General features: G+C 67.4%; 10 protein-coding genes and 2 pseudogenes. 7 read left to right on the top strand and 5 right to left on the bottom strand.

All coding sequences use genetic code 11. The features are described 5' to 3' along the window. Positions 1 to 17: 17 nt before the first annotated feature. Positions 18 to 143: pseudogene (locus IEJ02_RS50690) on the bottom strand (HPr family phosphocarrier protein); the annotation flags it as partial. Between the two features lie 342 nt (positions 144 to 485). On the opposite strand from IEJ02_RS50690, the gene IEJ02_RS00190 reads away from it, so the two are divergent. Continuing rightward, a complete protein-coding gene (locus IEJ02_RS00190) occupies positions 486 to 1,364 on the top strand; it encodes a MurR/RpiR family transcriptional regulator (RefSeq protein WP_191062746.1) in 879 nt (292 codons plus the stop codon). Positions 1,365 to 1,603: 239 nt separating this feature from the next. Here IEJ02_RS00190 and IEJ02_RS00185 read toward each other — a convergent pair whose 3' ends face one another. Then, complete coding sequence (locus IEJ02_RS00185) at positions 1,604 to 2,044, bottom strand: exonuclease/endonuclease/phosphatase family protein (protein WP_191062745.1); 441 nt, start codon at positions 2,042 to 2,044, stop codon at positions 1,604 to 1,606. A gap of 76 nt (positions 2,045 to 2,120) precedes the next feature. Then, a complete protein-coding gene (phnF, locus tag IEJ02_RS00180) occupies positions 2,121 to 2,867 on the bottom strand; it encodes a phosphonate metabolism transcriptional regulator PhnF (protein ID WP_317985679.1) in 747 nt (248 codons plus the stop codon). A gap of 7 nt (positions 2,868 to 2,874) precedes the next feature. Here phnF and phnG point away from each other — a divergent pair. The 6 genes and pseudogenes from phnG to ctaD form a co-directional block, all read left to right on the top strand. After that, positions 2,875 to 3,381: pseudogene (gene phnG, locus IEJ02_RS50685) on the top strand (phosphonate C-P lyase system protein PhnG); the annotation flags it as partial. 52 nt (positions 3,382 to 3,433) lie between these two features. Further along, positions 3,434 to 4,153 carry a phosphonate C-P lyase system protein PhnL gene (phnL, locus tag IEJ02_RS00170; RefSeq protein WP_191062743.1) on the top strand — a complete coding sequence of 240 codons (720 nt, stop codon included), beginning with the start codon at positions 3,434 to 3,436 and terminating at the stop codon, positions 4,151 to 4,153. Beyond that, positions 4,150 to 4,863, top strand: coding sequence for a DUF1045 domain-containing protein (locus tag IEJ02_RS00165; RefSeq protein WP_191062742.1), 714 nt, complete (start codon positions 4,150 to 4,152; stop codon positions 4,861 to 4,863). Before phnL ends, IEJ02_RS00165 begins: the two co-directional genes overlap by 4 nt. Then, positions 4,860 to 5,582, top strand: a complete 723-nt coding sequence (locus IEJ02_RS00160) for an amidohydrolase family protein (protein WP_191062741.1) — start codon at positions 4,860 to 4,862, stop codon at positions 5,580 to 5,582. Before IEJ02_RS00165 ends, IEJ02_RS00160 begins: the two co-directional genes overlap by 4 nt. After that, positions 5,579 to 6,790, top strand: a complete 1,212-nt coding sequence (gene phnN, locus IEJ02_RS00155; protein ID WP_191062740.1) for a phosphonate metabolism protein/1,5-bisphosphokinase (PRPP-forming) PhnN — start codon at positions 5,579 to 5,581, stop codon at positions 6,788 to 6,790. Before IEJ02_RS00160 ends, phnN begins: the two co-directional genes overlap by 4 nt. A 180-nt stretch (positions 6,791 to 6,970) precedes the next feature. Then, a complete protein-coding gene (ctaD, locus tag IEJ02_RS00150; protein WP_191062739.1) occupies positions 6,971 to 8,638 on the top strand; it encodes an aa3-type cytochrome oxidase subunit I in 1,668 nt (555 codons plus the stop codon). Positions 8,639 to 9,153: 515 nt separating this feature from the next. Here the strand turns inward: ctaD and IEJ02_RS00145 are convergent. Continuing rightward, positions 9,154 to 10,077: a hypothetical protein gene (locus IEJ02_RS00145; protein WP_223863175.1), complete on the bottom strand. Its 924-nt coding sequence runs from the start codon at positions 10,075 to 10,077 to the stop codon at positions 9,154 to 9,156. A 351-nt stretch (positions 10,078 to 10,428) separates the two neighbouring features. Further along, on the bottom strand, positions 10,429 to 11,499 hold the full coding sequence (locus tag IEJ02_RS00140) for a S1 family peptidase (protein ID WP_191062738.1): 1,071 nt from the start codon (positions 11,497 to 11,499) through the stop codon (positions 10,429 to 10,431). Positions 11,500 to 11,619: the final 120 nt, after the last annotated feature.

The raw sequence follows: 11,619 nt of genomic DNA, 5'->3' as shown, positions 1-11,619 counted from the left end.
ACGACCGGGCCCGTGGCCTATGCCGACTCCCGGGGACCGGCGGCGGGCGCGACAAGCACCCGTTCGGCGTCGGGCCCCTCGGCAGACACGACGACCTGCTCACCGTGCTTCACTGCCGTACTCATCACTTGCAGGACGCTCGCGGCGTCGCCTCGGTCAGAGGTGGGGCCTCGGGCAGGTCAATCAGCCCATGCCGCATCAGTACCGACCAACGGTGCGGCAGGAAGCCGTGCCGGGTGAGCAGGGCGGCTTGAGCGGTGTCGTCGGGACTCCCTGTGATGTCGAATCGGAACGCGGTGATTCCCTGCTGTTCTGGTACCGGTCCCTGTCCGAGCGCATCGACCGCCGACCATCGAGGCTAGTCGGCTGGACTTCTCCTACGGCGACCGGCGGATTCTGCACGACATCCACGTCCGCGTCCGGGGCGGCGAACGAACCGATCGCGGCGATGGCGCGTCCAGTACCGACAGTGCTTGGATATGACCATGTCCGCTGACCTGACATCGGCGCCGCACACGAGCCACGATCGCGGCACGCTCATCGCACGCATACGGGCGCTCTTCCCATCGATGTCACCCACCCAGGCAGCCGTCGCGAACGTCGTTCTCACCAATCCGGCGGCAGTCGTCCGCATGACGGTCACCGACCTTGCCACGGTGTCGCGAAGCTCCGTGGGCAGCGTGGTGCGGTTCTGCAAGGACCTCGGACTCAAGGGGTTCCACGAGTTCAAGCTGCAGCTCGCGTCGGAGGCGCCGGCCGACGCAGGTGATCGCGACGTCGCGCAGGACGGAACACCGAACTCGATCATCGCGTCGGTGTTCCAGTCGACGTCCCGGTCGATCGCGGCGGCGGAATCGAGCATCGACCCGAAGGAGTTCGAGCGCGCGGTTCACGCGCTCGACGCCGCGCAGCGGATCGTGCTCGTCTCGGCCGGCCCGTCCGCGCCGTTGGCGATGGACACCGCCCTGCGGTTCCGCAGCGCCGGCCTGCCGATCGAGAATCCCGCGGACCCGATCTCGCAGCACATCTGCGCGTCGATGCTCACCGGGGGTGATATGTGCCTGGCGATCAGCCACACCGGCAGAACGCGCGAGACGGTGGCCGCGGCGGAAGCGGCCCGTGATGTCGGCGCGACGGTCGTCGCGGTGACGAGCTTCTACCGCTCACCGCTGGTCGCGGCCTCGTCGGTGGCCCTCGTCGCGGGTTCCGGCGAGACCCGGTTCCAGCTCGAGGCGATGATGAGCCGGTTCATCCATCTCGCGGTTCTGGACGCGCTCTACTCCGCGGTGACCGCCGAGAACGCCGAACGCACCCTGCGCGGCGCGGCGCTGTCCGCGCGCGCCGAAGAGGCGCACCGGATCTGACCACCCGCTCCCGCTGCCCGGCACCGGCCGGGCAGCGGGAGCGGGTGGTTGTGCGCCGTGCGCCGGGACGCACGCGAAACGGCGCGGCCCCGGGGAGAAGGGGAGCCGCGCCGTGGTCGTCGCTGAGGCCTACGCCCACGCGGTGGGCTTGTCGAGTGCGTTGAACTCGAACTCGGCGAGCACGCCGTAGTGGTCGCTGGCGGTCGGGTACTCGTCGAACACGACCTTGCTGCTGTTGATCACGCTCTCCACCTCGAGGTGGTTCTCCGTCGAGCCGGCGAACACGTAGTCGATGCGGCGATGGTGCGGCTCCTGCACCCAGTAGTTCGGACGATGCCCTGGGCATCGACGACGCTGCGTGCCACCCACGGGCTGTCGGTCGTCCAGGTGTACCCGGGAGTGCCGTCACCGGCGATCGCCCAGCTGTCGCGGAACGCCGCGCTGCGGCCGTTGATCGCGGACTTGCCGGTGTAGAAGCGGATGCAGTCCTGGTCGGGGGCCGCGTCGAAGTCGCCGGCGAGGATCGTCGGCGCCGTCTGGCGTCGCTTCTCCTCGAGCTCGGTGATGAACAGCGCCTGCTCGGCGCGGGCCGCCTCGCGGGGGGAGTCCCGCTTCTCACGGTCCCGCGGATCCAGCCAGATGTTGAGGGTGAGCACGCGGAGGTTCATTTTCTTGGACATGGCCTCGACCGTAGGATCCTTCGATGAACTATCTTCCATTCGTTACTTAACGATGGAAGTAGACTCAGCCCCTTCGTCAGTGTCCGCCGAGATCGTCGAACGCGTCGAAATCGATGTCGAGCTCAACGCGATCGGCGCGGAAGCGCGCGCTCGTGTACTGCAGCGGCGTGCGGTCCACAAGCGTGTTGACAGACCGCACGACAAGGACGATCGATCCCGCCGGAAGGTTCATGTCCTCGGCTTCGGTCCCGTTCGCGATGCGGGAGCTGACCGCGCTCCAGGTGCGGACGTAGTCGTCGATGCCGACCGCGCGAAGCGCCTTGGTGATGGACCGGGTCTGCCGCAGGTGGATGTCGAGGTCCGGCGTCAGGGCTACGTCGAACCAGGCGGTCGACCGTGCGACCGTGGTCCCGTTGACGTCGGCGACCGTCTCGACCTGCAGCGCGGGCCGTCCGTCGAGTCGCAGGCGGGTGGCCACTTCGTGCGGTGGGTTTGCCACGATCTCCGAGGCGATCGGTCGGTGTGACGTCGCGCCCGGTCGGCCGATGCTCTCGCTGAGGCGCGTGCGCAGACTGATCCGGTGCACCAGGAGTGTGTGCGGGACGACGAACGTGCCGCTGCCCTGGCGCGTCGCCACCAGGCCCTCGGCGGCGAGAGCCGCGACGGACTGACGCACGGTGTTGCGGTGTACGCCGAATCGGTCGGCGAGCTCGCTCTCGGTCGGCAGTTTCGCTTCGGGCGGGAACGAGCCGTCGACGATTTCGCTGCGGAGCTGGTCGGCGATGAGGCGCCACGTCGAGTAACCGGTGGCGGAACGTGTCACATGAGGCATGGTGGCCGAACGGTACCGCCTGCCCATGGCCTCGCGGACAACCCGAGCGCGAGTTCATCTCGCATCCATCCGACAGTCGTCCAGCTCACCAGATAAATCTGCCGGAGCCTCGCTACGGTCGATTCATCCAAAAAGCTGGACGAATTTGGAGGTTGGAGTGACGAATTCGGCCGAGGACCACGCGGCGCGAAGGCGGTGGATGCGAACCCTTGCGCGGGCGTCGTCCCGTCAGCTCGCCGGCGCCTGGGGCGACTGGGAAGCCAAGCCCGAGATCGAGGCGATCCGGGGCCCCGAAGCGGGGCTGGTCATGGTCCGCGGCCGGGTGGGTGCCGGCGGGGACCGGTTCAACCTCGGTGAGGCGACGGTGACCCGCGCCACTGTGCGGCTTCACGGCGGCCCGCTCGCGGCGGACACCGTCGGCAGTGCGTACGTGTTCGGGACCGACTTCGAGCACGCCTGGTTCGCGGCGGCGTTCGACGCTCTGCTGGCGGACGATGGACGATCCGCAGGCCCCGTACACACAGCTGCTCGTCTCCTCAATCCTGCGAGGGTGACCCGTGACCACCGACCAGCCGACCCTCGCGGTCTCCGGTCTGGACAAGACCTTCACCATGCACGTGCAGGGCGGGCAGCGACTCGCCGTGCTGCACGGGCTCGACTTCGACGTGCGCGCTGGGGAGTGCGTCGTCCTCGGCGGCGCGTCGGGCGCCGGTAAAAGCTCGATCCTGAAGATGGTGTACGGCAACTACGCCGTCGATCGCGGCAGTGTCCTCCTTCGCGCCGGGAACATCGACATCGACATCGCGCCCGCGAACCCCAGGGAGATCCTCGCCGCCCGTCGCCACGCGATGGGGTACGTCAGCCAGTTCCTGCGCTGTGCGCCCCGGGTGCCCGCCCTCGAAGTCGTCGCCGAACCGCTCATCGCGCGGGGCGTCGACGCCACGGAGGCGGGTGAGCGCGCCGCCGAGCTGCTGTCCCGCCTCGGTATTCCGGACCGTCTCTGGGGGCTTCCGCCGGCGACGTTCTCCGGCGGCGAGCAGCAGCGGGTCAACGTCGCGTACGGTTTCATCGCCGACCTGCCGATGCTGCTCCTGGACGAGCCCACCGCCTCCCTCGACGCCCGCAACCGCCGCGTGGTCGTGGAGCTGATCGCCGAGAAGATCGAAGCGGGCACCGCGATGCTCGGCGTCTTCCACGACGCGGAGGTTCGCGAAGCCGTCGCGGACCGCGTCGTACCGGTCGAGGACTTCACCCCGATGGGCAAGGTGGCGGCGTGAGTCACCGGTACGCGATCTACGCCGCACCAGGCATGGGAAACACCGACGCCGCAGGAACGCTTCTGCGCGAGCGCGCGGAATCCTGGCTCGGGCGAAGCGTCACCGGCCGCGCCACCCCCCGGGGCGTGCCGGACGGGTGGACGCGCACGGCCGTCGACCGGATCACTCACGACGCGCGCCGGTACGGCTTCCACGGCACCCTCAAACCACCCTTCCGCCTCGCCCCCGGACACACCATCGCCGACGTCGCCACCGCCACCGCACGACTGGCCGCATCGAGCGCGCGGGTCACGATTCCGCGGCTCACGATCAGCCGAATCAACCGTTTCTACGCGCTCACCCCCGGCGAAGACGCCCCGGCCCTGAACGCGCTCGCCGCGTCCGTCGTGACAGAACTGGATCACTTCCGGGCACCGGCGACACCCGAGGAGCTCGCGCGGCGGAAACCACACACCCTCACGGAACGCCAGCGCACTCTGCTCACCGAACTCGGATACCCCTACGTGCTCGACGAGTTCCGGTTCCACCTCACTCTCACCGATCGTGTGCCGGACGACCGCCAGGACCAGGTCGAACAGACGCTGCGGCACTGGTTTCGCGACTGCCTCGACCGCAACGTCACCCTCGGCGCGCTCGCCCTCTTCGTGGAGACCGAACCCGGCGCCCCGTTCCGCATCCACTCACTGCACCCGCTGGAGGGCTCCCGATGACCAACGACGAACCCGTTCTGACCAATGCCCGCGTGGTGCTCGGCGATGAGGTCATCCTCGGCTCGGTGGCCGTCCGAGACGGCCGGATCGCCGACATCAGCACGGGCATCGTGGCGGCGGGCGAGGACCTCGACGGCGACTACCCGCTGCCCAGCATCGTCGAATTGCACACCGACCACGTCGAGTACCACCTCCGTCCCCGGCCCGGCGTGCACTGGGAGGCGATGCCCGCCGTGCTCGCGCACGACGCTCAGATGACGGCCGCCGGTGCCACCACTGTTCTCGACGCGGTCCGGCTCGGATCGGAGCCGAGCAACCGCGAGACGGTGACCCGCTCGGCCCGGCGGCTGGTGGACGCTCTGCGCGAGGCGGACCTCCACGCCGACCGCAACCGTCAGCTCGTCGCCGAGGGGGCGCGCCGACGCGGCATCACCCTTGCGGCGCACGACGACGCGACGACCGAGCCCTCCAGCCCCATACAGGCCGCCTTCCAGCTCGTCGCGGACGGGACGATCCGTCTCGAGGACGCCGTCAAGCTGATCAGCTCCAACCCCGCCAAGGCCGTCGGTCTGGACGACCGGGGCGAAATCACCGTCGGCAGGCGCGGTGACCTGGTGCGTGTCCGCACGCACGCGCTGCCCGGCACCTCGGAGCACCCGGCGGGGCTGAGGGTGCCGATCGTCCGCGCCGTGTACCGGCAGGGCGTGCGCGTCGCATGACCACCCGGAAAATCGGCCCGGGCACCTTCGTCGCGGTCGTCGGTGCGAGCGGCGTAGGCAAGGACGCGCTCATCGCGGAGACCCGACGCCATGCGGGTCCGGACGTTTCCCTGCCCCAGCGGCACATCACGCGTGCCCCCGGACCGGGCGAGAACCACCTGCCGAGGTCCGCGCGGGAATTCCGGATCGCCTCCGAGGCGGGCCACTTCGCGATCGAGTGGAACGCACACGGCCTGCGGTACGGGATCCCGATCGAGATCGACGACGACATCAGGGACGGACGCTCCGTTCTCGTGAACGTGTCCCGATCCGTGCTCGGTGAACTGGCGGCACGCTATGAGCACCTTGTCGTCGTCCGCGTCACGGTCTCCGAAGCCGTCCGGGCCAGCCGACTGCGGACCAGGGGCCGGGAGGACGCGGACGACGTGGCCCGACGGCTCCACCGCCCCGATCCCGCCCCCGACTACGCGGTAGACGCGGAGATCCGCAACGACGGAACCATCGCGGACGGCGCCGCCGCACTGCTGCGCGTCATCCGGACAACGCCGCGCCGCGCCTCCGCGCCGGCCACCGTCTCCGAATCGGTCATCGGACCGGGCGCGGTGCCGGTGGCGGGGATCGTGCACGAGGGCTCGACCGTCGTCGCCGGCACGCTCGGCCGGTACACGGAGGTCGGGCAGGGTTCTCGGCTCGCCGACGTGGAGCTGGGTGACTACAGCTACTGCGACCGGTACTGCGACCTCGCGAACACGACCGTCGGGAAGTTCTCGAACATCGCGAGCTTCGTGCGGATCGGCGCCACCGACCACCCGCTCGACCGGGCGAGCCTGCACCACTTCATGTACCGCTCCGCGAAGTACTGGCCCGACGCCGAGGACGACGCGCGGTGGTTCGCGAAACGGAGCTCCCGCCGGACGACGATCGGGCACGACACGTGGATCGGGCACGGGGCGCAGGTGAAGCCGGACGTGGTCGTCGGGAACGGGGCGGTGATCGCGTCGGGTGCGATCGTCACGAAGGACGTCCCGCCGTACGCGATCGTCGCAGGCGTGCCGGCGCGGGTCATCCGGTTCCGGCAGCCGCCCGAGATCGCGGAGCGGCTGGAGCGGCTCGCCTGGTGGGACTGGGACCACGCCACGCTCCGCGAGCGGCTCGACGACTTCCGCACGCTGAACGCGGTCGACCTGCTTGACCGCTATGAGCTCTGATTCCCGGCGCAACCGCGATCGGGGACCTTCGACCCTGCCACTGGACTCTTCGGCCCTGTGCGGCCACTGGCCCGACTGATGATCATGTGGTGAGCCGGAAGGAGCGGCGATTCGCGTGCTGCTCTTTCCGGCTGCTTCAGCATTGATCAAAGAAGCGGAGGGCGCGGCTCGGTGGACGGAATGAGTACCAAGGGGGACCACGTGAGGGGAACCGCTCCCGGAGCGGACTCCCCGCCGACGCGCAGACATCCGCTGGTGGAGTGGCTGACGACAACCGATCACAAAAGGATCGGGACGCTGTATCTGGTCTCGGCGTTCGCCTTCTTCCTCGTCGGCGGCCTGATGGCGCTGGTCATGCGGGCCGAATTGGCGCGCCCGGGGACCCAGCTCCTGTCCAACGAGCAGTACAACCAGGCATTCACGATGCACGGCTCGGTCATGCTGCTGCTCTTCGCGATGCCTCTGTTCACCGGGTTCGCCAACTGGATCATGCCGCTTCATATCGGGGCTCCGGATGTGGCCTTTCCCCGTCTGAACATGCTCTCCTACTGGCTGTTCCTGTTCGGCTCGCTGATCGCCGCGGCCGGATTCCTCACTCCGCAGGGCGCCGCCGACTTCGGGTGGTTTCTGTATGCGCCGCTGTCGGACGCCATCCATTCACCCGGTGTCGGCTCCGATATGTGGATCATGGGCGTGACGCTCTCCGGTTTCGGCTCCATCTTGGGCGCGGTCAACTTCATCACCACCATCACCTGCATGCGCGCTCCGGGCATGACGATGTTCCGGATGTCCATCTTCACCTGGAACGTGCTGCTGACCTCGGTGTTGATTCTGCTGGTCTTCCCGGTGCTGGCCGCCGCGCTCCTCGCGCTGGAGTGCGACCGCAAGTTCGGATCGCATATCTTCGACCCGGCCAATGGTGGTGCTCTGCTGTGGCAGCATCTGTTCTGGTTCTTCGGACATCCCGAGGTCTACATCCTCGCCCTGCCGTTCTTCGGTATCGTCTCCGAGGTCGTGCCGGTGTTCTCGCGCAAGCCGATGTTCGGTTATGTCTCGCTGATCGCCGCGACGATCTCGGTCGCCGGTCTCTCGGTCACGGTCTGGGCCCACCATATGTATGTCACCGGTGGTGTGCTGCTGCCGTTCTTCTCGTTCATGACGTTCCTCATCGCGGTTCCCACCGGCATCAAGTTCTTCAACTGGATCGGGACGATGTGGAAGGGGTCACTGTCCTTCGAGACACCGATGCTCTGGGTCACCGGCTTCCTGATCACTTTCACCTTCGGCGGTCTGACCGGTGTGATCCTGGCGTCGCCGCCGATGGACTTCCATGTATCGGACTCCTACTTCGTCGTCGCGCACTTCCACTACACACTGTTCGGCACCGTCGTCTATGCGATGTTCGCCGGATTCCACTTCTGGTGGCCGAAGTTCACCGGAAAGATGCTCGACGAACGACTTGGAAAGATCACCTTCTGGACCCTCACCGTCGGGTTTCACCTCACCTTCCTCGTACAGCACTGGCTGGGGGCCGAGGGCATGCCCCGCCGATATGCCGATTACCTGGCGGCCGATGGCTTCACCGCTCTCAACACGCTGTCCTCCATCGGCTCGTTCCTGCTCGGTCTTTCGGTCCTGCCGTTCTTCTACAACATCTGGAAGACCGCCAAATACGGCAAGAAGATCGAGGTTGACGATCCGTGGGGATACGGACGCTCCCTGGAGTGGGCCACCTCGTGCCCTCCACCACGGCACAACTTCACGCGGCTGCCCCGGATACGCAGTGAATCCCCGGCCTTCGATCTGCACCATCCAGAGATCCGCGAGCTCGAGGCCGCGCGGCGGTGAGCGGACCGCCACGGGCCGATGCCCTTGCCGATGCCCTTGCCGATGTCCAGGTGTTTGATGGAGGAGAGTGCCATGTCCCATGCCGTCCTCGCGCTGGCCGCCGCGGTGTCCTGCGTCGGCGGGTGCGTCTGGCTTGTTGACCGGAGTACGGGAGGACACACAGGGCGGGGGTGCATCCCCGCTCGGGCGTCGACGGCTTCTACGACTGGGCGGTGGCGTCGGACCGCCGCTTTGCCAGGATGCGCCGGTTCCCGCCCGGAGCCGGCCGGGTGGTCAGTCCAGTGCGGGGGGTGTGCGGCGTGCGGTGTGTGCGGGCCGCCCGACTGCGGCGGCCGACTGGCCGCCATGCACGACCGTGCCCCGCCGACGAACCCGATGCCGGCGGGGGACAGGGCCTGCTGCCCACCGACGTCTGGAGGACCCACCCGTGCTCATCCCTCGACGTCGCCGCCGGGTCGGTCGCTCCCGCAGCGCCCCGTTCGGCTGCCCCATGTCTGGAGCCTCTGGAAGGTGACTTAGCTCCAGCTCTGCGAGGTCTTGGGCCACCTGTTGTACGGCACTGGTCGGCCTGTGAAGGCATCCAGGAGAACTCGACTGCCGACTGGCCGATGCAGTTTCACCGTCAGCTCCTGGCCGTGCATCTCGCTGGTGCAGTCACCGTCCTTGGAGCCGGCGGTGTATGCCGACAGCACCACGCTGCCGCTTGTTTCCAGCACATCCACGGCAGGGCCGTTGTCGCAGGAGCCGTGGGTGGCGATCACGGTGACGGACCGGCCGCTGCCCGCAATTTTGATCAGCCCGCCGAGTGGCGCCAGCGCGTCGGTGGCTACCTGCCCCACCGACTTGATGGGTTGCTCGGGGAGCTTGGAGGGCTCGACAGCGGCCCGCTTGAGCGGGGTGTCGTAGCCCTCCAAGGTGAACAACCATGCCGGGATGGTCGCCGGGCCACGGCTGGTCATCAGGGTCATCTCGCCCAGCTTGGCTCCTCTCACCGTCAAACGGGGTCCGGGGCTGCTGTCGCGGTCGAGGGCCTTGAACGCCTCCTGAGCTCCTATCAGCTGCCTTGTGACCGAAGCTCCCCGCTCCCACGTCACACGCCCATCCTTGCGCGGGGCGGAGGGGAGGCTGGCACGCAAGTCGAAGTTTCCAGTTCCATAAGCGCGGCTGTCAGCTTCGTTGTGGAAACCGCCCTTCGGTGACTGGACCACCTCACCCATCGGGTAGTAGCCCTGGTGCCACTGCTGAGCGGCCTTTGAGCCGTCCCATGCGTCGGCGACTTGCCGCGCGCGGTGCCCCGGTTGTGGCGCGGACTGAGTGTTGCGGATCTGAGCGCCGCTGTCGTCGGCCTTCTCGCCGCATCCGGCGGTGACCATGGCTGTTACGGCGCAGAGGGCGACGCCGAGAAGTGGACGGACGGTGCGTGCGGTGTTGGCATGCATGGTTTCCCCATGGGCTGACCGTGATGAATGGAGGTTGTGCAGCGGGGGTGCCGAGTTCTTACCGTCCTTGTGACGTATCAGTCCCGGTCCGGGTTCGATCCGCTCAGCCTGCTCGTTTTTTGTTGCAGGCTACGTTGTGTCGGCCTGCACCGACCGGCGTCGGTGCAGGCCATCTCTCACCGGTTGGTGCACCATCGCGCTGTGACTGCACTCGTGGACTGATCTGAGTCAGACGCCTAGTCTGCCCAGACCGCCCTGTACCTGGACAGATGCAGATTTTTGCTCCCTGTGCCCAACAGGGCTGCGTGGGGCCAGCTGCGGTGGAGCGACCACTGCACTGTGGATCGGAGCTCAGTAGACGGCAAGGTTGTGACTGATGATCACGTCTTGCACCGGGTGGTAGAGGGAATGGCGGTCGGGCTGCGGATCGGTGTCGCCACAGGGCTCGTCGACATAGTTGCCGCCCGAGGTAATGCCCAGGGCGGCCGTTCCCGCGAACATGGCCCCTCCGCTGTCACCACGCACGCTGCAGTGGCTGGTCTCGATCATGTTGTAGAGCGTGACCCCGTCGTCGGGGTAATTGACGGTCGTGCTCGGCTTGAGCACGATGCCGTCGAGATCCTGACTGCGGGTGCCCGCACGCTTCGCCTTCTCCCCGTCTACGACCCAGCGCGATGACTTGATCTGTCCCTCCGAGCCATCCTTGTATTGGACCGTGCCGTATGGAGTGACGTCAGGATTGGTGTAGCCGACGATGGCCCAGTCTCCTGGCTCCCATTCCCAGTCGACCATCGTCCCGAGCTTGATGCCGCCGCCGTACCGGGACCAGGCGTAGTACCCACCGACCATGCAGTGTCCAGCGGTGAGCATGAACTTCTTACCGCTGTCGTTCTGCACGTTGAACGCCGAGCTGCACAGCCGGTTGTCGGAGACGATGCCGACGCCACCGCGCATTGCATAGTCAGTCCGTTCCAGCTTGCCCGAGAGCTTCTCGATCCGTACGGCGTCTCCGTGAGGCGCGGCTACCTCTTCGATCCGGGCGCGATCAGCAGCGGACACCCCGTCGAAGATCTCGACGGACACCTGGTTACTGCTCGGGTCGACGCCCCAGGCGGTGTTGGGGATGTCTGTCAGTCGGTCGAGCTCGGTGTGAATGGAGGCGAGCTCGTCTTTACTATGTGTGACGACCTCAGCTGTGCCGCCGGCATCTTGAACGGACTCTGCGGCGGCTGGGTCGGTGACCGCGATCGTAAGACGCCCACCCTTGTAGTAGATGCCGGCGGTACGGTCATCGCCGAGTTTGGCCGCTACCGCTGCCGCCTTGGCCGGGTCGGTGAGCGGTGCAGGGACCGCCTCGGCTCCCGGCGACAGGAACACGGTGAGTAAAGCGCCTACTGTCGCTGCGATTCCTGCGAGATGCATCCTGCGTCTTCGCATTGATTCCTCCATTTCGCGGGCCGATGCGCCCCGCGAGGCTCTCTACGCCTGTTTGCTGGACGATGAACGGAAAATAACAACTTGCATGACTGATGCAGGATTGGC

The sequence above is a fragment of the Streptomyces sp. 5-10 genome (assembly GCF_014712245.1).
GTDB lineage: Bacteria > Actinomycetota > Actinomycetes > Streptomycetales > Streptomycetaceae > Streptomyces > Streptomyces violaceusniger.
The sequence above is the reverse complement of the archived record's forward strand: the minus strand, read 5'-3'. Positions and strand labels throughout refer to the sequence as shown.

Bases quoted from the DNA above. Each gene is read 5' to 3' on its own strand.
- IEJ02_RS00190 (WP_191062746.1), top strand. From the start codon at position 486: ATGTCCGCTGACCTGACATCGGCGCCGCACACGAGCCACGATCGCGGC.
- IEJ02_RS00185 (WP_191062745.1), bottom strand. From the start codon at position 2,044: ATGTCCAAGAAAATGAACCTCCGCGTGCTCACCCTCAACATCTGGCTG.
- IEJ02_RS00160 (WP_191062741.1), top strand. From the start codon at position 4,860: ATGACCAACGACGAACCCGTTCTGACCAATGCCCGCGTGGTGCTCGGC.
- phnN (WP_191062740.1), top strand. From the start codon at position 5,579: ATGACCACCCGGAAAATCGGCCCGGGCACCTTCGTCGCGGTCGTCGGT.
- ctaD (WP_191062739.1), top strand. From the start codon at position 6,971: ATGAGTACCAAGGGGGACCACGTGAGGGGAACCGCTCCCGGAGCGGAC.
- IEJ02_RS00145 (WP_223863175.1), bottom strand. From the start codon at position 10,077: ATGCATGCCAACACCGCACGCACCGTCCGTCCACTTCTCGGCGTCGCC.
- IEJ02_RS00140 (WP_191062738.1), bottom strand. From the start codon at position 11,499: ATGCATCTCGCAGGAATCGCAGCGACAGTAGGCGCTTTACTCACCGTG.